Source organism: Staphylococcus sp. GDX8P114P-2 (genome assembly GCF_017892945.1).
Classification (GTDB): domain Bacteria; phylum Bacillota; class Bacilli; order Staphylococcales; family Staphylococcaceae; genus Staphylococcus; species Staphylococcus arlettae.
The window spans coordinates 17,239-38,176 of sequence record NZ_JAESMB010000002.1 but is presented as its reverse complement, the minus strand read 5'-3'; the positions used below and the strand labels follow the sequence as shown (position 1 = coordinate 38,176).

General features: G+C 34.2%; 31 protein-coding genes. 23 read left to right on the top strand and 8 right to left on the bottom strand.

The window, feature by feature from the left end:
* Nucleotides 1-435: a MarR family winged helix-turn-helix transcriptional regulator gene (locus tag KA845_RS00815; RefSeq protein ID WP_021458965.1), complete on the bottom strand. Its 435-nt coding sequence runs from the start codon at nt 433-435 to the stop codon at nt 1-3.
* A 205-nt stretch (nt 436-640) separates the two neighbouring features.
* Between KA845_RS00815 and KA845_RS00810 the strand changes: the two genes are divergently transcribed.
* The gene (locus tag KA845_RS00810) at nt 641-1,399 is read left to right on the top strand and encodes a VOC family protein (RefSeq protein ID WP_167867851.1); all 759 of its coding nucleotides are present in this window, start codon (nt 641-643) and stop codon (nt 1,397-1,399) included.
* Here the strand turns inward: KA845_RS00810 and KA845_RS00805 are convergent.
* The gene (locus KA845_RS00805; RefSeq protein WP_002509288.1) at nt 1,396-1,647 is read right to left on the bottom strand and encodes a hypothetical protein; all 252 of its coding nucleotides are present in this window, start codon (nt 1,645-1,647) and stop codon (nt 1,396-1,398) included. The two genes, KA845_RS00810 and KA845_RS00805, sit on opposite strands and share 4 nt — an antisense overlap.
* Before the next feature lie 120 nt (nt 1,648-1,767).
* On the opposite strand from KA845_RS00805, the gene KA845_RS00800 reads away from it, so the two are divergent.
* A complete protein-coding gene (locus tag KA845_RS00800; RefSeq protein WP_002509287.1) occupies nt 1,768-3,018 on the top strand; it encodes a lipid II:glycine glycyltransferase FemX in 1,251 nt (416 codons plus the stop codon).
* 144 nt (nt 3,019-3,162) lie between these two features.
* On the opposite strand, the gene mspA is transcribed toward KA845_RS00800, so the two are convergent.
* Together mspA and KA845_RS00790 are read right to left on the bottom strand one after the other, a co-directional pair.
* A complete protein-coding gene (mspA, locus tag KA845_RS00795) occupies nt 3,163-3,480 on the bottom strand; it encodes a membrane stabilizing protein MspA (protein ID WP_002509286.1) in 318 nt (105 codons plus the stop codon).
* A gap of 63 nt (nt 3,481-3,543) precedes the next feature.
* Nucleotides 3,544-3,720, bottom strand: coding sequence for an SE1832 family protein (locus tag KA845_RS00790; RefSeq protein ID WP_002509285.1), 177 nt, complete (start codon nt 3,718-3,720; stop codon nt 3,544-3,546).
* A 136-nt stretch (nt 3,721-3,856) separates the two neighbouring features.
* Between KA845_RS00790 and KA845_RS00785 the strand changes: the two genes are divergently transcribed.
* Nucleotides 3,857-4,765, top strand: coding sequence for an AEC family transporter (locus KA845_RS00785; RefSeq protein ID WP_103388494.1), 909 nt, complete (start codon nt 3,857-3,859; stop codon nt 4,763-4,765).
* Between the two features lie 605 nt (nt 4,766-5,370).
* On the opposite strand, the gene KA845_RS00780 is transcribed toward KA845_RS00785, so the two are convergent.
* From KA845_RS00780 to KA845_RS00770, 3 genes are all read right to left on the bottom strand, one after another.
* The gene (locus KA845_RS00780) at nt 5,371-6,162 is read right to left on the bottom strand and encodes a glucose 1-dehydrogenase (RefSeq protein WP_002509283.1); all 792 of its coding nucleotides are present in this window, start codon (nt 6,160-6,162) and stop codon (nt 5,371-5,373) included.
* Between the two features lie 25 nt (nt 6,163-6,187).
* The gene (locus KA845_RS00775; protein ID WP_021458966.1) at nt 6,188-7,045 is read right to left on the bottom strand and encodes a RhaT/GlcU family sugar-proton symporter; all 858 of its coding nucleotides are present in this window, start codon (nt 7,043-7,045) and stop codon (nt 6,188-6,190) included.
* Between the two features lie 456 nt (nt 7,046-7,501).
* Nucleotides 7,502-8,371, bottom strand: coding sequence for a GNAT family N-acetyltransferase (locus KA845_RS00770; RefSeq protein ID WP_107380007.1), 870 nt, complete (start codon nt 8,369-8,371; stop codon nt 7,502-7,504).
* Between the two features lie 137 nt (nt 8,372-8,508).
* Between KA845_RS00770 and KA845_RS00765 the strand changes: the two genes are divergently transcribed.
* Together KA845_RS00765 and KA845_RS00760 are read left to right on the top strand one after the other, a co-directional pair.
* On the top strand, nt 8,509-10,647 hold the full coding sequence (locus KA845_RS00765) for a DNA topoisomerase III (RefSeq protein ID WP_210127739.1): 2,139 nt from the start codon (nt 8,509-8,511) through the stop codon (nt 10,645-10,647).
* A gap of 110 nt (nt 10,648-10,757) precedes the next feature.
* Nucleotides 10,758-12,092: an NCS2 family permease gene (locus tag KA845_RS00760; RefSeq protein ID WP_002509279.1), complete on the top strand. Its 1,335-nt coding sequence runs from the start codon at nt 10,758-10,760 to the stop codon at nt 12,090-12,092.
* A 68-nt stretch (nt 12,093-12,160) separates the two neighbouring features.
* On the opposite strand, the gene KA845_RS00755 is transcribed toward KA845_RS00760, so the two are convergent.
* Nucleotides 12,161-12,550 (bottom strand): hypothetical protein, encoded by a 390-nt coding sequence (locus KA845_RS00755; RefSeq protein WP_002509278.1) that lies wholly within the window; start codon nt 12,548-12,550, stop codon nt 12,161-12,163.
* A gap of 360 nt (nt 12,551-12,910) precedes the next feature.
* Here KA845_RS00755 and rpsJ point away from each other — a divergent pair, with 360 nt between their 5' ends.
* From rpsJ to rplR, 18 genes are all read left to right on the top strand, one after another.
* The gene (gene rpsJ / locus KA845_RS00750; RefSeq protein WP_167867853.1) at nt 12,911-13,219 is read left to right on the top strand and encodes a 30S ribosomal protein S10; all 309 of its coding nucleotides are present in this window, start codon (nt 12,911-12,913) and stop codon (nt 13,217-13,219) included.
* A 27-nt stretch (nt 13,220-13,246) separates the two neighbouring features.
* Entirely contained in the window at nt 13,247-13,909 is a 663-nt protein-coding gene (gene rplC / locus KA845_RS00745) for a 50S ribosomal protein L3 (RefSeq protein WP_210127738.1), read from the top strand.
* A gap of 26 nt (nt 13,910-13,935) precedes the next feature.
* On the top strand, nt 13,936-14,559 hold the full coding sequence (rplD, locus tag KA845_RS00740; RefSeq protein ID WP_002509276.1) for a 50S ribosomal protein L4: 624 nt from the start codon (nt 13,936-13,938) through the stop codon (nt 14,557-14,559).
* Complete coding sequence (gene rplW, locus KA845_RS00735) at nt 14,559-14,834, top strand: 50S ribosomal protein L23 (RefSeq protein WP_002509275.1); 276 nt, start codon at nt 14,559-14,561, stop codon at nt 14,832-14,834. Before rplD ends, rplW begins: the two co-directional genes overlap by 1 nt.
* Before the next feature lie 28 nt (nt 14,835-14,862).
* Entirely contained in the window at nt 14,863-15,696 is an 834-nt protein-coding gene (gene rplB, locus KA845_RS00730) for a 50S ribosomal protein L2 (RefSeq protein WP_002509274.1), read from the top strand.
* Nucleotides 15,697-15,760: 64 nt separating this feature from the next.
* Nucleotides 15,761-16,039, top strand: a complete 279-nt coding sequence (gene rpsS, locus KA845_RS00725; RefSeq protein WP_002509273.1) for a 30S ribosomal protein S19 — start codon at nt 15,761-15,763, stop codon at nt 16,037-16,039.
* Nucleotides 16,040-16,067: 28 nt separating this feature from the next.
* Nucleotides 16,068-16,421: a 50S ribosomal protein L22 gene (gene rplV / locus KA845_RS00720; protein WP_002509272.1), complete on the top strand. Its 354-nt coding sequence runs from the start codon at nt 16,068-16,070 to the stop codon at nt 16,419-16,421.
* A 24-nt stretch (nt 16,422-16,445) separates the two neighbouring features.
* Nucleotides 16,446-17,099, top strand: a complete 654-nt coding sequence (gene rpsC, locus KA845_RS00715) for a 30S ribosomal protein S3 (RefSeq protein ID WP_002509271.1) — start codon at nt 16,446-16,448, stop codon at nt 17,097-17,099.
* Between the two features lie 2 nt (nt 17,100-17,101).
* Nucleotides 17,102-17,536: a 50S ribosomal protein L16 gene (gene rplP / locus KA845_RS00710; RefSeq protein ID WP_002509270.1), complete on the top strand. Its 435-nt coding sequence runs from the start codon at nt 17,102-17,104 to the stop codon at nt 17,534-17,536.
* Entirely contained in the window at nt 17,526-17,735 is a 210-nt protein-coding gene (gene rpmC, locus KA845_RS00705) for a 50S ribosomal protein L29 (protein WP_002509269.1), read from the top strand. Before rplP ends, rpmC begins: the two co-directional genes overlap by 11 nt.
* Before the next feature lie 25 nt (nt 17,736-17,760).
* Nucleotides 17,761-18,024 carry a 30S ribosomal protein S17 gene (gene rpsQ, locus KA845_RS00700; protein ID WP_002509268.1) on the top strand — a complete coding sequence of 88 codons (264 nt, stop codon included), beginning with the start codon at nt 17,761-17,763 and terminating at the stop codon, nt 18,022-18,024.
* A 30-nt stretch (nt 18,025-18,054) separates the two neighbouring features.
* Nucleotides 18,055-18,423: a 50S ribosomal protein L14 gene (gene rplN, locus KA845_RS00695; RefSeq protein WP_002509267.1), complete on the top strand. Its 369-nt coding sequence runs from the start codon at nt 18,055-18,057 to the stop codon at nt 18,421-18,423.
* Nucleotides 18,424-18,462: 39 nt separating this feature from the next.
* Nucleotides 18,463-18,780 carry a 50S ribosomal protein L24 gene (gene rplX / locus KA845_RS00690; protein WP_002509266.1) on the top strand — a complete coding sequence of 106 codons (318 nt, stop codon included), beginning with the start codon at nt 18,463-18,465 and terminating at the stop codon, nt 18,778-18,780.
* Nucleotides 18,781-18,805: 25 nt separating this feature from the next.
* Nucleotides 18,806-19,345: a 50S ribosomal protein L5 gene (gene rplE, locus KA845_RS00685; protein WP_002509265.1), complete on the top strand. Its 540-nt coding sequence runs from the start codon at nt 18,806-18,808 to the stop codon at nt 19,343-19,345.
* A gap of 22 nt (nt 19,346-19,367) precedes the next feature.
* Nucleotides 19,368-19,553, top strand: a complete 186-nt coding sequence (locus tag KA845_RS00680) for a type Z 30S ribosomal protein S14 (protein ID WP_002482625.1) — start codon at nt 19,368-19,370, stop codon at nt 19,551-19,553.
* Between the two features lie 30 nt (nt 19,554-19,583).
* Nucleotides 19,584-19,982: a 30S ribosomal protein S8 gene (rpsH, locus tag KA845_RS00675; RefSeq protein ID WP_002509264.1), complete on the top strand. Its 399-nt coding sequence runs from the start codon at nt 19,584-19,586 to the stop codon at nt 19,980-19,982.
* A 24-nt stretch (nt 19,983-20,006) separates the two neighbouring features.
* Entirely contained in the window at nt 20,007-20,543 is a 537-nt protein-coding gene (rplF, locus tag KA845_RS00670) for a 50S ribosomal protein L6 (protein ID WP_002509263.1), read from the top strand.
* Between the two features lie 31 nt (nt 20,544-20,574).
* Nucleotides 20,575-20,937 (top strand): 50S ribosomal protein L18, encoded by a 363-nt coding sequence (rplR, locus tag KA845_RS00665; RefSeq protein ID WP_002509262.1) that lies wholly within the window; start codon nt 20,575-20,577, stop codon nt 20,935-20,937.
* Nucleotide 20,938: the final 1 nt, after the last annotated feature.

The following is a 20,938-nucleotide window of genomic DNA, read 5'->3' as shown; positions in this document are numbered from 1 at the left end:
TTATTCCTCCTCAAGTGTTGATAATTGTGAATGAATTGCTGTGACAGTTTTGATAGTTGTTGCTAAATCATCTGCTGTTAATCCTGTGTCTGCAACGATTTGTTCTTGCACAGATTCAATCTGGTTATTGATTTCGTCATATAGGGATTGACCTTGAAGTGATAAAGTCAAAATACGTTCTCTTTTGTCTTTACCTTGTGTTACAGATAACAAATTTTTTTCTGATAGTACTTTTAGTATTTTACGCGTTGTTGGTTTTTCAATTGCACGTCTCTTTGAAATTTGAACGAGTGTCGTCGGTGCATTGAGGCCAATATCTTTTAACACTAACCATTGGGCTGGATATAAATCATATCGCTCAAATATTGGTTGGAATAGTTTGACATAAGGTCTATATACAGCGGTTAAACTATTGAATAAATTTTTGGTATCCATAACAAACTCCTTCAAGAAATAGTTAGCTTTGCTAACCTTATTTTGTGACAAACCCCATTGTAAGGTAAATAGCAATATAAATCAATAGCTGTGTAATATATTTTGAGAATAGATAACTATAGTAAGTTATTACTTTTGTTTTTAACGGTAAAGTCAGCGTTGATTTGTTATGATTAAGGTGAATAAAGCAATAGGGGGAATTAAGTTGAATCTAAAATTAGATCACATGATTCATTATATAAATCAGCTTCAAACATTTAAATATCCGGGAGAATTACTGCGTATTTATGATGGGGGAAAACATGAAAAATTGGGAACTTTTAATCGCTTAGTGTACTTGGATAATGCGTATATTGAGTTATTGGATGTTTATAATGCTGAAATATTACGGAAAATTACTAAGTCAGAAGAAGGTAGAGTATCGTTTCCATCTAAAATAATTCAAGATAACTTTGCTCAAGGTTTAAAAACAGTGGCGTTTCAAACAGATGATTTAGATTTAGTAAAACAGCAATTAATTGCCAAAGATGTAGATGTTGTCGGACCTGTCAATATGCATCGTGTAGATGAAAAGGGGAATAAAATACATTGGCGCTTGTTGTACATAGCCGATCCAGATTATCGAGTAAAACCGCCATTTTTCATACAATGGGAGGAACCACTTGCTGTTAGAAATAAAAAGTTGGCCCCATTTCAGCAACAAGAATTCACTGTAAAGCAAATACGTATCGATAGTACTGAACGCGCAGTGACTGTTCAAAAATGGCAAACTTGGTTCGATATGGAAATTATTGATGATACAGAAACCTACACATCATTAAAATTACCCAATGACACTATAGTGTATGAAATATATGATGGTCAGGTTTCTAAGTACCATACTGTAATTTTAAAGGATGAAAAGGCTACTTCATCATACTCGCTTATTATTAGAGGGATCAGATATCGATTTGATGCAGATTAATAAATATATTCATATGCAGTATGTGCGATATAGATAATGTGTATTAGAGAAAAAATTAATGTTATAATTGATAAGTAGGTTGCAACCTTATTGCTTCTTAATAACAAAAAGAATGTTGACAATACTAACGTCAACGCAACAAGTAAAATACGTAAACTTAAATTATCAATTGATAACGTTTGTGATGCGGATTGTATAAATACAAACAAATTGGCAACTAATAATAACAGAATAATTATAATACGCATAACAAATACCTCATTTTAAGTGTTTCTTTAATTATAACAAAATTGAAGCTACAACGTGAAAGAAAGCGGCAAGCATTGTATAATTAAATCATCGTATAGACAAAGGAGAAAAAGAATAATATGGAAAAGATGAATATCACAAATCAAGACCATGATGCTTTTGTTAAAAATCATCCTAATGGTGATTTGCTCCAATTAACAAAATGGGCTGAAACGAAACAACTAACAGGTTGGTATTCTAAACGTATCGCTGTTGGAGAAAATGGCGAAGTTAAAGGAGTTGGCCAGCTGTTATTTAAAAAAGTACCGAAACTACCTTTCACACTATGTTATGTTTCTCGTGGTTTTGTCACAGATTATAATGATAAATTAGCACTTGAAGCGTTGTTAGAATATGCTATTCAAGTTGCCAAACAAGAAAAGGCCTATGCGATTAAAATTGATCCAGATGTTGAAGTGGAGAATGGCACAACAGCATTAAAACATTTAAAAGAACTAGGCTTTAAACATAAAGGCTTTAAAGAAGGCTTATCTAAAGATTATATTCAACCACGTATGACGATGATTACCCCAATAGATAAAGACGATGAAAGTTTAATTCAAAGCTTTGAACGTCGTAATCGTTCTAAGGTGAGATTAGCATTGAAACGAGGCACTACCGTAGAACGTGCAGGGCGTGATGGTTTAGAAACGTTTGCAAACTTAATGAAAATTACAGGTGAACGTGATGGTTTCTTAACACGAGATATTTCATATTTTCAAAATATATATGATGCATTACATGAAGATGGTGATGCAGAGCTCTTTTTAGTTAAATTAGAACCAAAACCTGTATTAACAGATTTGAGAGCAGAAATGATACAACTAGAACAAGAGCGAGCGAAGTTACTTGAGAAAAAACAAGATAAAAAAACTTTAAATAAAATAAATGATGTAGATAATAAGGTAGAAAAAACACAAGCGTTGATACAAGATATGGAGACTTTAGAGCAAAAGCATCCTGATGGTATGTATTTATCAGGCGCGTTACTCATGTTTGCAGGCGACAAATCTTATTATCTATATGGTGCGTCGTCAAATGAATATCGTGACTTTTTACCGAATCATCATATGCAATTTGCTATGATGCAATACGCAAGACAACAAGGCGCAAAAACTTATGATTTTGGTGGTACTGACAATGACCCTGACAAAGATTCAAGTCATTATGGCTTGTGGACTTTCAAAAAAGTGTGGGGCACATATTTAAGTGAAAAAATTGGTGAATTTGACTACGTACTCAATAAACCACTGTATCAAGTGATTGAAAATGTAAAACCTAAATTAACAAAAGCCAAAATAACAGTTTCTAAAAAAATAAAAAGAAAATAGTCAAACTTAACTTTGTGAAATGAATTATGCTTAGTTACCTTATTGAACAGTAAATAGCATCTCATTGAGTAACCATAGCTTTATATATAAATAAAACCACTGATANNGCTATATCAGTGGTTTTATTTTTTTAGTTCAAGCAAATTAATAAAGTACAAGTGTTAAAATGATATAGATAACGAGTAAAATCGCTGTTAAAATGTTTAAAATTTTAACACCTTTAATATCTTGCTTACCATATTTAAATGCAGTTACTTCTACATTACCTACGAGTAATAGTAATACTACAAATACCCACCAATTAGACAATGGGAAAGATAGTGTAGTGACTGCTACAACGAATAATAACAATAATGCCATTATTATTCGTAGAATGCGAGTGAATATTGTATTCATTTTATATATACTTATATAACTCACAATTAAGTAAAGTATAGGTAACAATACCAAGTAAAGTTGCATATCTAACATCCTTTCAAAGTTCGCCTTTAATCTTAGCATGAAACAAAAGTGCTGACTAGAATGTTATTCACTTTCTTTTTGACGCATTTTTGAACGAATATCAGCAATTTCATTTTCAATTTGAGCTAATTGACGGTGTAAAGGATCGGTATCTTGATTTACTGACTCTCTTTTATCTAAGTCATTTTGTAATCTAATATAATCATCTTTAAGTTCTGCTAATTTAGAATTTAAATCCATTATAATATCTCCTTTAATTTAATTATATATTAGATAAAATTATAACATGGAATTGAATGGTTCTAAAACAAGTACAAAAGTGTTATAGTATGAAAATGTATTGAAAACGAAATGTATGTTGGAAAGAAGGATTAAAGTGACGCAACAATTCATTATAATTATTTTACTTATTGCATTAGGGTATGGTCTAAAAAAGTTAAAATACTTTAAAGCTAATGATAGCCAAATATTTGCTACATTAGTACTTAATATTACGCTTCCTTCTTTAGTCATTGTTAATTTAAATAAAGCAGAATTGGACCTTTCATTATCAATTTTACCTATTATGATGATCATTTTTGGTGTTTTAGCAAAGATTATTGTGATTTGGTGTTTTTTAAATCATGATAACCAAGTTCGTGGGACAGTAGGAATGATGACAGCTTCTTTAAATATAGGTTTATTTGCGTATCCGTTAGTTGAGGCGATATGGCCTGAAAAAGGAATGATTTACTTTGGAATGGCAGACATCGGTGGCGCTATCATAATGTTTGGTGTTACTTATTTCGTTGGTAGCTATTTTAGTGAAGGACCGGATAGCTTTGATTTCAAATATTTAGGTAAAAATATTGTGAAATCTGTGCCTTTAATGACTTATATGATTATGTTTATTTTAAATTTGCTCAATATTCATTTTCCTAAGCCTGTTATTGACTTTTTCTCAGTATTGTCACAGGCTAACATGCCATTATCAATGTTATTACTTGGTTTAATGTTGAGTTTTAATATTGAAAAACGTTACTTACCATTGGTGTTAAAATATTTATCATTACATTATGGTTTAGGATTAATTGCAGGAATACTGGTGTATTTTTTCTTACCTGTAGATGATGCAATGATTAAAACAACATTATTGATAACATGGTTGTTACCAGTAGGTGTGTCTATTATTCCGTACTCTATACAATTTAAATATAAAACTTTACCGATTGTTGGCATGGTTACCAACTTGACGATAGTGATTAGTATAGTAATTATTTATGTTTATCAGGCGCTATTTATATAACAAAATGAGATTGGATATAAATTTCCATGCTCAAAATAAGAGGACCAATCCTTAATATGGATTGGTCCTCCTTATATATAAAACATTTGATTTTGATCGTGCATGTTTGCCTGGGGTATGGTTCGAGCCAATAGTCTCTCACGCATACTATTTCCCCGGACGTCAGCACGATTCAAAATCGGGACAATTTATATTTTTCTATTCAAAAAAGGTCAATTCGTACGAGTTGATTAATATTACGAAAATAAATAAACGATGTACTTTATGTATAAAGATTTTCGCAGTACATAATTTAAATTACCAATGAAAACTTTAATTTTATATTTGAAAACATTTGGTTTTGACCGTGCATGCTTGCTTGGTGTATGGTTCGAGCCTGTAGTCTCTCACGCATACTATTTTATTAGAAGTCAGTAGGTACAATTTACATTTTGTTATTTAAAACATAATAACCGTCGAAAACAAAATGTTAAAGAATAATTTTGAGTGATGATATTTCATAAATCTAAAGAAAACGCCAATTTCTATATCTTTTCAATAGAAATTGACGTTTATTTTTTAGTCAAAGACATGATTGTCTCGAACTTGTTTTTGCAATATTAGATTTATCCTTTTCCACCCATAAAGGCAGGGTAGTTCGTCATTCCACCGTCAACATAAATTGTTGTACCGTGAATGTAATTAGAGAAATCAGAAGCTAAAAATAGCGCGACGTTAGCAACTTGTTGTACTTCGCCTATTTCTTTAGCAGGAATCATCTCTAGAGTTTCAGCACGTGTTTCTGGATCAGAGAATTTTTCACGAGTATGTTCAGTAACAATAGCCCCAGGAGATATATTATTAATACGGATACCATATTGTGCATATTCCATAGACATGGTTTCCATCATTAATTTAAGTCCACCTTTACTTGCTGCGTAGTTAACGTAGTTTGGCCAAGGTATAGTGTCATGTACACTAGAGGTATTGATAATAACACCTTTTTTGTTCTCTTGTAGAAAATGATTCACAGCAGCTTTAGCTCCCATAAATGCTCCAGTTAAGTTAATATCAATTACTTTTTGCCATTCTGCAACAGACATTTCATGCGTAGGGATTGGTTTTTCAAATCCAGCATTGTTCATCATAATGTCTAACGTACCAAAATGTTCAATAGCTGTATTTACCAAACGATTAACATCGTCTTCTATTGAAACGTCCGCTTGAACTTTTATAGCTTGTCCACCAGCTTCTTCGATCAAACGAATTGAAGCATCTACATCTGGAATATGATGGTCAGATAAATAATTTAATACAACTTTTGCTTGAGCTTTACCAAATTCTTCGGCGAATGATTTTCCTAAACCACTACCAGCCCCAGTGATAACTACTACTTTGCCTTCTAAATCTTTAAACATAAAAACTCCTCCTTAAAACTGCAAGTTAACCTTTCAAATTACCTAAAATAAATGCGGCAATAATAATTAATATAATTCCTGCCCATATACCAATCATTTGGCGCTTATCTTTACGCTCTCCTAATAGGAAGATACCACCAAGTGTTGATACAATAACTAGTAATTGTGAAAATGAGAAACTTGTTGCTACTCCAACTCTTGGTTGAGAATAGAACATAAATAAATTACCGATACCCCACACGATACCAGGAATTAAATTTAAAGCTGTACTCTTGATTGATGTTTCGTGTTTCATTGATAAAATAAATCCACCAATGGCCATACCAATAGATTGGAAGAATAAAGCACTTGTACCATCTACACCGAAAATTTGAGCTACAACTACATATACAACATAACCAACAGTTGAAATTAATAAGATAACCATTGCTTTACTAAAGTTATTTGTAGTGTCGGCTGCTTCATTTTTTCCTTTAATAGAAGTTAATGCAATACCGATAACTAATAACAACATTGAAACTAAGCCAAGTGTTACTTGTGTCCCTGTACTCCATTCTCCTAAGAATATGGCACTAAACAATGTTGTACCAACTAATTGTAAACCAGTTGATATAGGCATTGTTTTAGATACACCGATTAAGTTAACTGATTTTAATTGGTAGCCTTGACCTAATGCCCAAAAGGCACCGGAGATCAGACCGACGATAATGACAATTGGTTTGTCAAATTCTGTATTACCAGTTAACAATAAGATAATCCCGATAATTAACGCACCTAAAGTAGTACCTCTGATTTGGTTGAAAGGGCCACCACCGACATATACGTTAATTAAAACAACACTACCCCAAAATAGTGCAGGTAATAGTGCAATTAATAAGTCCATGCTATTACTCACTTCTCTCTCTATGAATTTGTACGTTCAGCCATCCACAATTTGAATAGCTACAAATATATATTTTAAAGGAAAATTATAACTTAGTAAAAAGAAATTTATTTTGAAAGCGTTTTAATTTAGAACGTTTATATTTTTCCTTGAATGAATAGTCTGAAGAATAAACATAAAAGGGCAGAAGACGTGAGGATAAATACCTTATTTTAAGGTGAAAGTATATTTGAGGGAATGATGTTTGTTCTTTTCGTGTAACGGATAATGCTACGCCATAAAAAACGAGGGTAGTACAATATTTGGGTGTCGTTGTAACTACTAAAAATTGTATTTAAAACAATGTAAAAGGTAGGCTAAGACATCATAAGTGTCTCGACCTACCTTTATATAGTAGTTATATAATGTTAAGTTACAAACATTAGTGATTTAGAAATAATAAATATTAAGACAGTATTAAACATTGGCAAGTACAAATTTAAATTTTTTAAATTCATTATTTATGTGAAAACCTAATTCATCAAAACGCTCAACTAGTGTTGCATTCTTGCTGCGTATCTTAAATGAAATTTTTGATAAGTTATAGTGTGCAAATGCATAATGCAAAGTATATTTAAGTAAATCGAAGGCGATTCCCATAAAGCGATAATCTGAATGGGAGGTAAAGTATTTAATTTCAGCAGTTTGAGCATTTTCAAATACTTGTAAATATACATAACCTTTTAACACACCTTCTGACATGAATGTAAATAAGTGGTTGGTTTGTTTTAATGAATTAATGATTTCATCAGTTGTCATGGCATCATGATAAAATGTATGTTCATGTAGTTTGCCAAAAGAACGATAATAAGCAGGATGATATTCGGTAATGTTTTGTTCATGAGTTAATTCACCTACATCAGAAGTTGCCTCTAAATGATAATCTGTAAAGTTGTAGTAGGCATTAATTGTTTTCATCGCTTCAGTGAAATCTTGTTCTGTTTCTTCAAAAGTGAAATTAAAGTTTGCTGTCGCTGGATATGCTTGGTACATTGCTGTGAATAGTGTATTAAATTCATTTATTACATCAGTAAGTCCATGTGCTATGAAAGGACCAATCATCTTAAATTTATTTTCACCATAGGCGACAGCTAACAGTAACATCTGAACTTGATTATTGTCGTTAACGCGTGCATAAACACCTGGTGCCTCGATTGATTGTTCAATTAATGAGAGCAATGCATCTTCTTGTTGTGGCAATTTATATAAATATGAAGCCATATGTCGATCTGCGCTATTAATAAATGATTGAATTTGAGTGATATTACTTAGTTTAATTGTGTCCATGATATATACCTCCTTTATAAAAAGACCTAGCCTAAATATATTACTTTAATTATAGGTATATTTGATGAGAATTGAAAGCTAAGATGTGCTATATACATGTTACAATAATATTATTATAAATTTGAAAGGGCGAAATTATGAAATCTCTTATATTAGCTGAGAAGCCTTCAGTAGGAAAAGATATCGCGAAAGCGTTAAATATAAACGAAGGAAAAAATGGTTATTTTGAAAATAATCGTTATATAGTAACTTGGGCATTAGGTCATTTAGTAACAAATGCAACTCCTGAACAATATGACAAAGCGTATCAAGAATGGAAATTAGCAGATTTACCTATTATTCCGTCGACAATGAAAACAGTAGTAATTGCTAAAACTAAAAAACAATTTCAAACAGTTAAAGCATTAATCAATAAACAAAGTGTAAATGAAATAATTATTGCGACTGATGCTGGTAGAGAAGGGGAACTCGTCGCACGATTAATATTAGATAAGGTGCATAATACTAAACCAATTAAACGATTATGGATTAGTTCTGTAACACCTAAAGCTATTAAAGATGGTTTTAATAAACTTAAAGACGGTAGACAATACAATAATCTTTATCAAGCAGCATTAGCAAGAAGTGAAGCAGACTGGATTGTTGGTATAAATGCGACTCGTGCACTTACGACAAAATATGATGCGCAACTTTCCTTAGGACGTGTCCAAACACCAACGATTCAATTAGTGCAAATGCGTCAAAATGAAATTAATCAATTCCAACCAGAAACATACTATACATTAAATATAGAAGTAGAAGGTTTGAAATTTAACTGTACAACTCCGAAACAACATAAAAATAAAGACGTTTTTGCGGATATAAGTGAGAAAGTTAAACATCAAACTGCAAGTATCCAGTCAATTGAGCGTAAAGCTAAAAAAGCATATCCTCAAAAATTATATAATTTAACGGATTTGCAACAAGATGCCTATAAGCGTTTTCGATTTAATCCTAAAGAAACGTTAAATACATTACAAGTATTGTATGAACGCCACAAATTAGTAACTTATCCACGTACAGATTCTAATTATTTAACGGATGATATGGTTTCTACTTTGAAAGATCGATTAAAGGCAATTATGGGGACAGATTTAAAAGAGCATGCCAAAGCACAACTGTCACGTTCATTTAACACAAGAGACAAATTTATTAATAATCAAAAAGTCTCAGATCACCATGCAATCATTCCAACTGAAGTACGAGCAGATTTAAACACGCTCTCACCTAAAGAACAAAAAGTTTATATGCTGATTGCTCAAAGGTTTTTAGAAAATATAATGCCACCATATCAATATGAAGCGGTTGATATAGTAATTAATATAGGTGAGTATAGTTTCTCCTTTAATGGGCAAGTACCACAACAATTAGGTTTTAAAGCGTTGTATGATAACGAGCAACATAACTTTGCATTGAACAGCAACTGGCAGCAAGGAACAACATTATCAGTGAGTCGGACACATATCGCTGAACATGAAACTACTGCACCATCGTATTTTAATGAAGGTTCATTACTGAAAGCGATGGAAAATCCACAGAAATTTTTTGATTTTAAGGATAGCAAGCATGCACAATCGTTAAAACAAGCTGGAGGTATAGGTACAGTAGCTACCCGTGCAGACATTATTGATAAACTGTTTAATATGAATGCTATTGAGTCTCGCGATGGCAAAATTAAAGTGTCACAAAAAGGTAAACAAATATTAGAATTAGCACCTCAAGCATTAACATCACCAATATTGACAGCAGAGTGGGAAGATAAATTAACAAGAATTGAGAAAGGTCAATATAGTGCGAAACAATTTATGGTTGAAATGCGGGACTTTACACAAACTGTAGTTACAGACATTAAAAATAACGAGCAAAAATATAAACATGATAATTTAACTACTACAGAGTGCCCGACATGTGGGAAATTTATGATTAAAGTAAATACAAAGCAAGGTTCCATGCTCGTATGTCAGGATCCAAAATGTAAAACAAAGAAAAATGTCCAACGAAAAACCAATGCACGTTGCCCTAATTGTCATAAGAAAATGACGCTTTTTGGTAGAGGTAAGGATGCCACTTATCGTTGTGTGTGTGGTCATACGGAAACACAAACCCAAATGGATCAACGTCACAAAAATAAAAAGAATGCAAAAGTATCCAAAAAAGATATGAAAAATTATTTGAATAATAATGAAGGAATAGAAAACAACCCGTTCCAGGATGCATTGAAAGGGCTCAAATTTTAGATAATTCGAACTTAAAAACATTTAAAAAACAAAAAGTTCGGATTTACTATTGTGTTTTAGCAATTTGGGTATTAAAATATTAAGGTATTTTAATTAAAGGAGAATTAACCGTGAGAAAATACTTTAAGTTTGATAAGTATGAAACAAACTATAAAAAAGAAGTCCTGGGTGGTTTAACTACGTTTTTATCCATGGCGTATATTTTAGCCGTCAACCCACAAGTATTAAGTTTAGCAGGCGTCGATGGCGTTTCTGACAATATGAAAATGGATCAAGGTGCGATATTTGTTGCAACTGCGCTTGCTGCATTTGTAGGGTCATTATTTATGGGGCTCATAGCACGTTATCCTATCGCTTTAGCTCCAGGAATGGGACTAAATGCATTTTTTGCCTTTACAGTCGTCTTAACAATGGGGATTCCATGGCAAATAGGATTAACCGGAGTACTATTTTCCGGCATATTCTTCGCCATATTAACACTGACCGGATTACGAGAAACCATAATTAACGCAATACCGCATCAGATGAAAATGGCAGTATCAGCAGGAATTGGACTCTTTATTACATTTGTAGGTTTACAAAGTTCAGGTATTATTACGAATAACGATTCAACATTAGTTACTTTAGGTCAAATTACAGATGGACCAGTATTATTAACAATTTTTGGAATTATTGTTACGGTCATTATGTATGCAAGAAAAGTACCGGGAGCTATTTTTATTGGTATGATTTTAACTTCTATTGCCGGTATGATTACAGGATTAATTGATCCACCAAGTAGTGTGGTAGGTAAAGTTCCAAGTATTGAGCCAACTTTCGGAGCGGCTTTTGAAGCTTTCAAAGATCCAAGCCAGTTATTTACGGTTCAATTTTTAATAGTAATTTTAACATTTTTATTTATCGACTTTTTCGATACAGCCGGTACGTTAGTAGCTGTAGCAACTCAGGCTGGTATAATGAAAAATAACAAATTACCACGTGCTGGTAGAGCACTATTTTCAGATTCATTAGCGACAATTGTTGGTGCTATCTTTGGTACGACAACAACGACTTCATATATAGAGTCAACTTCTGGAGTTGCTGTAGGAGCTCGTACGGGATTTGCCAGTGTAGTAACCGGCCTTTGTTTCTTATTGGCTATCTTCTTCAGTCCATTAATGGAAGTAGTTACTAGTGCGGTTACAACACCAGCATTAATTGTAGTAGGTGTTTTAATGGCTGCTAACTTCGCTGAAATAGAGTGGCGTAAATTTGAAGTAGCAGTACCATCATTTATTACTATAATAATGATGCCACTGTCATATTCTATAGCGACAGGTATCGCATGTGGATTCATTTTTTATCCGATAACAATGCTTATTTCCAAACGACATAAAGAAGTACATCCTATGATGTATGGATTAATGGTCTTATTCATTCTATATTTTGTATTTGTTCATGGTTAATAATAAAGAGCATTCGGCATCAAACCGAATGCTCTTTTTATATAATGTATAGTTCCAACATAAATAAACTAATATCTATTGCCATAACGATCTTGCGTATAAACTACTTTAGCATGTTTGTTTGGTACGTATATTGGTGAGGACAGTACAACAAGTATGAAAAATAGCATTAAAAAGAATAGTATCCAATGCACAATCATTCCTATAAATGGTATGAAGGCGATAAACGTACCAATAATACCAAGTAACGGGATGATAAGCATAGGCTTGATTGAATTTTGGCGATCAACAAACAAAATTAGTACGATTATAAAATAAAGAAAAATATTTATAAGCAGCGGCTGCCAGCCAAAACTCAAAATTAAACTACCACCTAAAAAAGGAATGCCATAAATAAGCTCACTTAAAATTAGAACAGTACTAAGGATAAGCAAAGTTATTCTTATTCCGTTCTTCATTATCATTCACCACCTATCAATAACTATTATATAGTAAGAACAGAAAAATTTATAACAATATGGAATGGTTTAAACCTAAAATAATTATATAAATTTCATAAATTTTAGGTAAATGGTTGAAGTGAGCTACAAATTCAAGTACAATATCAAAGTATGTGTTAGACAAAAGTTATAAAAGTTTTGTAGAAAAGCTTGATAAATCAATGCTTTTCGTGTAACATATCTAATGTTGGACTTTAAGGAAACGCGAGGAAGCGAAAGGTTACTGACACACCCGGCCGCTTTGCCATGGCGTTGTGTGAGATAGTTTTCGTGGAGAAGTCTATCAACTTAAATGTAGACGAATAAGGAGGGAAAATTATGGCAAAACAAAAAATCAGAATCAGATTAAAAGCTTATGATCACCGCGTTATTGATCAATCAGCTGAAAAAATTGTTGAAACAGCGAAACGTTCTGGAGCAGATGTTTCTGGACCGATTCCATTACCAACTGAAAGATCAGTTTATACAATTATCCGTGCCGTGCATAAGGACAAAGATTCACGTGAGCAGTTCGAACAACGTACTCATAAACGTTTAATCGACATTGTTAACCCTACACCTAAAACAGTAGACGCTCTAATGGGCTTAAACTTACCATCTGGTGTAGACATCGAAATCAAATTATAATAGAAAAAATTAGGAGGTGGACTTTCGATGACCAAAGGAATCTTAGGAAGAAAAATCGGGATGACACAAGTTTTCGGAGAAAACGGTGAATTAATCCCAGTAACAGTAGTAGAAGCAAACCAAAACGTTGTATTACAAAAGAAAACTGAAGAAGTTGACGGATACAACGCAATCCAAGTAGGCTTTGAAGATAAAAAAGCTTATAAAAAAGATAGCAAAACAAACAAATATGCTAGTAAACCAGCTGAAGGTCATGCTAAAAAAGCTGACACAGCACCTAAGCGCTTCATTCGTGAATTCAGAAACGTTAATGTTGATGAATACGAAATAGGTCAAGAAGTCTCAGTTGATACATTTGAAGCTGGCGACGTTATTGATGTAACAGGCGTATCTAAAGGTAAAGGTTTCCAAGGCGCAATCAAACGTCATAACCAAGCACGTGGACCAATGGGTCACGGTTCTCATTTCCACAGATCACCAGGTTCAGTTGGTATGGCTTCAGATGCTTCAAAAGTTTTCAAAGGACAAAAAATGCCTGGACGTATGGGCGGTAACACTGTAACAGTACAAAACTTAGAAGTAGTTCAAGTAGATACTGAAAACAATGTTATTTTAGTTAAAGGTAATGTACCTGGTTCTAAGAAAAGCTTATTAGAAATCACAACTTCAATTAAAAAAGGTAATAAATAATAAAGACGAAAGGAGGAAAAAGCATAATGGCTAATTATGATGTAGTAAAAGTAGACGGAACTAAATCAGGTTCAGTAGAATTAAATGATGCAGTATTTGCAATCGAACCAAACAAAGACGTTCTATTTGAAGCAATCACTTTACAACGTGCTTCATTACGCCAAGGTACTCATGCTGTTAAAAATCGTTCAGCAGTACGTGGTGGTGGACGTAAACCATGGAGACAAAAAGGTACAGGACGTGCGCGTCAAGGTACAATTCGTGCGCCACAATGGCGTGGTGGTGGTATCGTATTCGGACCAACTCCAAGAAGTTATGCTTATAAAATGCCTAAGAAAATGCGTCGTTTAGCTTTACGTTCAGCATTATCTTACAAAGTACAAGAAAATGCGTTAACAGTAGTTGATGCAATTAACTTTGAAGCTCCTAAAACTAAAGAGTTCAAAACAGTACTAGCAAACTTAGAACAACCTAAAAAAGTATTAGTAGTTACAGAATCAGAAGATGTGAATGTTGCATTGTCAGCACGTAACATCCCTGGAGTACAAGTTTCTACAGCACAAGGTTTAAACGTATTAGACCTAACAAGCGCTGATAGTGTTGTAATCACAGAAGCAGCTGCTAAAAAAGTTGAGGAGGTGCTCGGATAATGGAAGCAAGAGACGTTCTTAAGCGCCCCGTAATCACTGAAAAATCTTCTGAAGCTATGGCTGAAGATAAGTACACATTCGACGTTGATACTCGTGCGAACAAAACGCAAGTTAAAATCGCAGTTGAAGAAATCTTTGATGTAAAAGTTGATAATGTAAATATCATTAACTACAAACCAAAGAAAAAACGTATGGGCCGTTACCAAGGCTATACAAATAAAAGACGCGTAGCAATCGTGAAATTAAAAGAAGGATCAATCGATCTATTCAACTAAAAAATTACCAATAAGGAGGTAAACGACAATGGCTCTAAAAAAATATAAGCCAATTACTAATGGTCGTCGTAATATGACTACGTTAGATTTCGCTGAAATCACGAAAACTACACCTGAAAAGTCATTATTACAACCGCTACCGAAAAGAGCGGGACGTAACAACCAAGGTAAATTGACAGTTCGCCATCATGGTGGAGGACACAAACGTCAATACCGTGTTATTGATTTTAAACGTAACAAAGATGGAATTGCTGCAAAAGTAGATTCTATCCAATATGACCCAAACCGTTCAGCTAACATTGCATTACTAGTTTATGCTGATGGTGAAAAACGCTACATCATTGCTCCTAAAAACTTACAAGTAGGTCAAGTTGTTGAGAATGGTGAATCAGCTGATATTAAAGTAGGTAATGCGTTACCACTTCAATTCATTCCAGTAGGTACTGTTATTCACAATATCGAATTAAAACCTGGTAAAGGTGGACAACTTGCACGTTCTGCAGGTACAAGTGCTCAAGTACTTGGTAAAGAAGGTAAATATGTATTAGTAAGATTAAGATCTGGCGAAGTACGTATGATTCTTTCAACTTGTCGTGCGACAATTGGTCAAGTTGGTAATATTCAACACGAACTTGTTAACGTTGGTAAAGCTGGACGTTCAAGATGGAAAGGTATTCGCCCAACTGTTCGTGGTTCTGTAATGAACCCTAACGATCACCCACACGGTGGTGGTGAAGGTCGTGCACCTATCGGTATGCCATCTCCAATGTCACCTTGGGGCAAACCTACACTTGGTAAGAAAACACGTCGTGGTAAGAAATCATCAGATAAACTTATCGTTCGTGGTCGTAAGAAAAAATAATAATAACTTATTTGGGTGTGCGGCTTAAAGGCTGCACGCACATAATAAGAAGGGAGGCGCCAATATGGCTCGTAGTATTAAAAAAGGACCTTTCGTCGATGATCATTTAATGAAAAAAGTCGAAGCTCAAGGCGAAAGCGAGAAAAAACAAGTAATTAAAACTTGGTCACGTCGTTCAACTGTATTCCCTAATTTCATCGGTCACACATTCGCTGTATACGATGGACGTAAACATGTACCTGTATTTGTAACTGAAGATATGGTTGGTCACAAATTAGGAGAATTCGCTCCAACTCGTACATTTAAAGGACACGCTGCAGACGACAAAAAAACTAGAAGATAATTTCTAACAAGTAGAGGAGGAAATCCGAATGGAAGCAAAAGCGGTTGCTAGAACTATAAGAATCGCACCTCGTAAAGTTAGATTAGTATTAGATCTAATTAGAGGTAAAAGCGCTGGAGAAGCTATTGCAATTTTAAAATTAACTAACAAAGCTTCATCACCAGTTGTTGAAAAATTATTAATGTCCGCTTTAGCAAATGCAGAGCATAACTATGACATGAATACAGATGAGTTAGTTGTGAAAGAAGCATATGCTAACGAAGGACCAACATTAAAACGTTTCCGTCCACGTGCACAAGGCCGTGCAAGTGCGATTAACAAACGTACAAGCCACATTACAATCGTCGTAAGTGACGGTAAAGAAGAAGCTAAAGAAGCTTAATAAAAAATTTAAGGAGGGAACACTGTGGGTCAAAAAATTAATCCAATCGGACTTCGTGTCGGTGTAATTCGTGATTGGGAAGCTAAATGGTATGCAGAAAAAGACTTCGCTTCACTATTACATGAAGATTTAAAAATCCGTAAATTCATTGATAACGCATTAAAAGAAGCATCAGTTTCTCATGTAGACATCGAACGTGCTGCTAACCGTATCAACATCGCTATTCATACTGGTAAACCAGGTATGGTAATCGGTAAAGGCGGTTCAGAAATTGAAAAACTTCGTAATAAATTAAATTCATTAACTGATAAAAAAGTACACATCAACGTAATCGAAATTAAAAAGGTTGACTTAGATGCTCGTTTAGTTGCAGAAAACATCGCGCGTCAATTAGAAAACCGTGCTTCATTCCGTCGTGTACAAAAACAAGCTATTACAAGAGCTATGAAACTTGGTGCTAAAGGTATTAAAACACAAGTATCAGGTCGTTTAGCTGGAGCAGACATCGCTCGTGCTGAACAATATTCAGAAGGAACTGTTCCACTTCATACATTACGTGCTGACATTGGTTACGCACACGCAGAAGCTGACACTACTTACGGTAAATTAGGTGTCAAAGTATGGATCTATCGTGGAGAAGTTCTTCCTACTAAGAACACTAGTGAAGGAGGAAAATAATAATGTTACTACCAAAACGTGTAAAATATCGTCGTCAACATCGTCCTAAAACAACTGGTCGTTCTAAAGGCGGTAACTATGTAACATTTGGTGAGTATGGTTTACAAGCAACTACAACTTCTTGGATAACATCTCGTCAAATCGAATCAGCTCGTATTGCAATGACACGTTACATGAAACGTGGCGGGAAAGTTTGGATTAAAATCTTCCCTCATACACCATATACGAAAAAACCTTTAGAAGTACGTATGGGTGCTGGTAAAGGTGCTGTAGAAGGCTGGGTTGCAGTAGCAAAACCTGGTAGAATTTTATTTGAAATTGCAGGCGTTAACGAAGACGTTGCGCGTGAAGCATTACGTCTAGCAAGTCACAAACTTCCAGTTAAAACTAAGTTTGTAAAACGTGAAGAATTGGGTGGTGAAACAAATGAAAGCTAAGGAAATTAGAGACTTAACCACTTCAGAGATTGAAGCACAAATCAAATCTTCGAAAGAAGAGCTTTTTAACCTACGCTTTCAGTTAGCTACAGGTCAATTAGAGGAAACTGCACGTATTCGCACAGTCAGAAAAACGATTGCCCGTCTAAAAACTGTTGCTCGTGAAAGAGAAATTGAACAAGGTAAAGCTAATCAATAATTAATTGAAAGAGGAGGTTACAAAAGTGAGCGAAAGAAATGATCGTAAAGTTTATGTAGGTAGAGTCGTTTCAGATAAAATGGACAAAACTGTAACTGTACTTGTAGAAACATACAAAACACACAAATTATACGGTAAACGAGTAAAATACTCTAAAAAATATAAAACTCATGATGAAAACAACTCAGCTAAGTTAGGGGACATCGTTAAGATTCAAGAAACTCGTCCTTTATCAGCTTCTAAACGTTTCCGTTTAGTCGAAATTGTTGAAGAATCAGTAATCATATAATAAACACTATAGATAAAGGAGGTTTAACTCATGATCCAACAAGAAAGTCGCTTAAAAGTAGCAGATAACTCTGGTGCTCGTGAAGTTCTTACAATCAAAGTATTAGGTGGATCTGGTCGTAAAACAGCTAATATTGGTGACATTATCGTTGCTTCTGTTAAAAATGCTACACCAGGTGGCGTTGTTAAAAAAGGCGAAGTAGTTAAAGCTGTTATCGTACGTACAAAATCTGGCGTACGTCGTAACGATGGTTCATATATCAAATTTGATGAAAATGCATGTGTCATCATCCGTGACGACAAAGGCCCACGTGGTACTCGTATTTTCGGTCCTGTTGCTCGTGAATTACGTGAAGGTAGCTTCATGAAAATCGTATCATTAGCTCCAGAAGTACTATAATAATCTTTTATAATATATAAGCTTAAGGAGGTGCCACACATGCATATCAAAAAAGGTGACAACGTAAAAGTTATCGCAGGTAAAGACAAAGGTAAAGAAGGTAAAGTATTATCAACTGAACCTAAAAAAGACCGTGTCGTTGTGGAAGGTGTCAACTTTATCAAAAAACACCAAAAACCAACTCAATTTAACCCTGAAGGTGGAATCTTAGAAACAGAGGCAGCTATCCATGTTTCTAACGTACAATTATTAGATCCAAAAACGAATGAACCTACTCGTGTTGGATATAAATTCGAAGATGGTAAAAAAGTTCGTATCGCTAAAAAATCAGGCGAAGAAATCAAATCTAATAATTAATAACTAGTTGAAAGGAGGATCCACTGTGAACCGTTTAAAAGAAAAATTCAATACAGAAGTTGCTGAAAGCTTGGTTAAGAAATTTAATTATAGTTCAGTAATGGAAGTACCAAAAATCGAAAAAATCGTTGTAAATATGGGTGTCGGTGACGCTGTTCAAAACTCTAAAGTGTTAGATAACGCTGTAGAAGAATTAGAACAAATCACTGGTCAAAAACCATTAGTTACAAAAGCTAAAAAATCAGTTGCAACATTCCGTTTACGTGAAGGTATGCCAATCGGTGCTAAAGTTACTTTACGTGGCGAAAGAATGTATGACTTTTTAGATAAATTAATTGCTGTATCATTACCACGTGTTCGTGACTTCCGCGGTGTTTCTAAAACTGCATTCGATGGTCGCGGTAACTACACATTAGGTGTTAAAGAACAATTAATTTTCCCTGAAATTGACTATGACAAAGTATCAAAAGTACGTGGAATGGATATCGTTATCGTAACTACTGCTAACACTGACGAGGAAGCTCGTGAATTGTTAACACAATTCGGTATGCCATTTCAAAAATAATCTCTAAAAGGAGGCTAATTAAGTGGCTAAAACTTCAATGGTTGCTAAGCAACAAAAAAAACAAAAGTTCCAAGTACGTGAATATACTCGTTGTGAACGCTGTGGTCGTCCACATTCTGTATATCGTAAATTCAAATTATGCCGTATTTGTTTCCGTGAATTAGCTTATAAAGGCCAAATCCCTGGCGTTCGTAAAGCTAGCTGGTAATTAAAAGAGTCTGAAAGGAGGCAACAATCAATGACAATCACAGATCCAATTGCAGATATGCTAACTCGTGTAAGAAACGCAAACATGGTTCGTCACGAAAAGTTAGAATTTCCTGCTTCTAATATCAAAAAAGAAATTGCCGAAATCTTAAAAAGTGAAGGTTTCGTAAAAAACGTTGAATTTGTAGAAGACGATAAACAAGGTGTAATTCGTTTATTCCTAAAATATGGTCAAAACAATGAACGTGTTATCACAGGATTAAAACGTATTTCTAAACCAGGTTTACGTGTATATGCTAAAGCTAACGAAGTACCTAAAGTACTTAACGGTTTAGGTATTGCTCTAGTATCAACTTCTGAAGGTGTTATCACTGACAAAGAAGCTAGAAAACGTAATATCGGTGGAGAAATCTTAGCATACATTTGGTAATAATAAATAAGGAGGTGCGATAACATGAGTCGTGTTGGTAAAAAAATTATTGACATCCCTAGCGACGTAACAGTTAGCATAGAAGGTAACAATGTAACTGTTAAAGGTCCAAAAGGCGAATTATCTAAAACTTTAAACGAAAGAATGACATACAAACAAGATGAAACTACTTTAGAAGTTGTTAGACCTACTGATTCTAAAGATGACAGAACAGTACATGGTACAACTCGTGCTTTAATTAACAATATGATCCAAGGTGTTTCTCAAGGTTTCACAAAAACACTTGAACTTGTTGGTGTTGGTTACCGTGCACAAATGCAAGGTAATGACTTAATTTTAAACGTTGGTTACTCTCACCCAGTAGAAATTAAAGCTGAAGATGGCATTACTTTCACTGTTGAGAAAAACACAACTGTAACTGTAACTGGTATTTCTAAAGAACGCGTAGGTGCTTATGCTTCTAACATCCGTTCAACTAGACCACCAGAACCATACAAAGGTAAAGGTATCCGTTACCAAGGTGAATACGTTCGCCGTAAAGAAGGTAAAACTGGTAAATAATAAATAACTTTCTACAGAAAGGAGTATTGAAATGATCAGCAAAATTGATAAAAACAAAGTACGTTTGAAAAGACATGCACGTGTTCGTACTAAATTATCTGGTACAGCTGAAAAACCTCGTTTAAACGTTTACCGTTCAAACAAACACATCTATGCACAAATCATCGATGATGTTAAAGGTGTAACTTTAGCTCAAGCTTCAACTCAAGATAAAGAAATTGCTAATGCAGAATCTTCAAAAGTTGAATTATCAGCAAAAGTAGGCGAAACAATTGCTAAAAAAGCAAGCGACAAAGGCGTATCAACAATAGTATTCGATCGTGGAGGATATTTATTCCACGGACGTATTAAAGCATTGGCAGATGCAGCTCGCGAAAACGGTTTAGAATTTTAAT

Bases quoted from the DNA above. Each gene is read 5' to 3' on its own strand.
- KA845_RS00815 (WP_021458965.1), bottom strand. From the start codon at position 435: ATGGATACCAAAAATTTATTCAATAGTTTAACCGCTGTATATAGACCT.
- KA845_RS00805 (WP_002509288.1), bottom strand. From the start codon at position 1,647: ATGCGTATTATAATTATTCTGTTATTATTAGTTGCCAATTTGTTTGTA.
- KA845_RS00800 (WP_002509287.1), top strand. From the start codon at position 1,768: ATGGAAAAGATGAATATCACAAATCAAGACCATGATGCTTTTGTTAAA.
- mspA (WP_002509286.1), bottom strand. From the start codon at position 3,480: ATGCAACTTTACTTGGTATTGTTACCTATACTTTACTTAATTGTGAGT.
- KA845_RS00790 (WP_002509285.1), bottom strand. From the start codon at position 3,720: ATGGATTTAAATTCTAAATTAGCAGAACTTAAAGATGATTATATTAGA.
- KA845_RS00780 (WP_002509283.1), bottom strand. From the start codon at position 6,162: ATGTTTAAAGATTTAGAAGGCAAAGTAGTAGTTATCACTGGGGCTGGT.
- KA845_RS00775 (WP_021458966.1), bottom strand. From the start codon at position 7,045: ATGGACTTATTAATTGCACTATTACCTGCACTATTTTGGGGTAGTGTT.
- KA845_RS00770 (WP_107380007.1), bottom strand. From the start codon at position 8,371: ATGGACACAATTAAACTAAGTAATATCACTCAAATTCAATCATTTATT.
- KA845_RS00765 (WP_210127739.1), top strand. From the start codon at position 8,509: ATGAAATCTCTTATATTAGCTGAGAAGCCTTCAGTAGGAAAAGATATC.
- KA845_RS00755 (WP_002509278.1), bottom strand. From the start codon at position 12,550: ATGAAGAACGGAATAAGAATAACTTTGCTTATCCTTAGTACTGTTCTA.
- rpsJ (WP_167867853.1), top strand. From the start codon at position 12,911: ATGGCAAAACAAAAAATCAGAATCAGATTAAAAGCTTATGATCACCGC.
- rplC (WP_210127738.1), top strand. From the start codon at position 13,247: ATGACCAAAGGAATCTTAGGAAGAAAAATCGGGATGACACAAGTTTTC.
- rplD (WP_002509276.1), top strand. From the start codon at position 13,936: ATGGCTAATTATGATGTAGTAAAAGTAGACGGAACTAAATCAGGTTCA.
- rplW (WP_002509275.1), top strand. From the start codon at position 14,559: ATGGAAGCAAGAGACGTTCTTAAGCGCCCCGTAATCACTGAAAAATCT.
- rplB (WP_002509274.1), top strand. From the start codon at position 14,863: ATGGCTCTAAAAAAATATAAGCCAATTACTAATGGTCGTCGTAATATG.
- rpsS (WP_002509273.1), top strand. From the start codon at position 15,761: ATGGCTCGTAGTATTAAAAAAGGACCTTTCGTCGATGATCATTTAATG.
- rplV (WP_002509272.1), top strand. From the start codon at position 16,068: ATGGAAGCAAAAGCGGTTGCTAGAACTATAAGAATCGCACCTCGTAAA.
- rplP (WP_002509270.1), top strand. From the start codon at position 17,102: ATGTTACTACCAAAACGTGTAAAATATCGTCGTCAACATCGTCCTAAA.
- rpmC (WP_002509269.1), top strand. From the start codon at position 17,526: ATGAAAGCTAAGGAAATTAGAGACTTAACCACTTCAGAGATTGAAGCA.
- rplN (WP_002509267.1), top strand. From the start codon at position 18,055: ATGATCCAACAAGAAAGTCGCTTAAAAGTAGCAGATAACTCTGGTGCT.
- rplX (WP_002509266.1), top strand. From the start codon at position 18,463: ATGCATATCAAAAAAGGTGACAACGTAAAAGTTATCGCAGGTAAAGAC.
- rpsH (WP_002509264.1), top strand. From the start codon at position 19,584: ATGACAATCACAGATCCAATTGCAGATATGCTAACTCGTGTAAGAAAC.
- rplF (WP_002509263.1), top strand. From the start codon at position 20,007: ATGAGTCGTGTTGGTAAAAAAATTATTGACATCCCTAGCGACGTAACA.
- rplR (WP_002509262.1), top strand. From the start codon at position 20,575: ATGATCAGCAAAATTGATAAAAACAAAGTACGTTTGAAAAGACATGCA.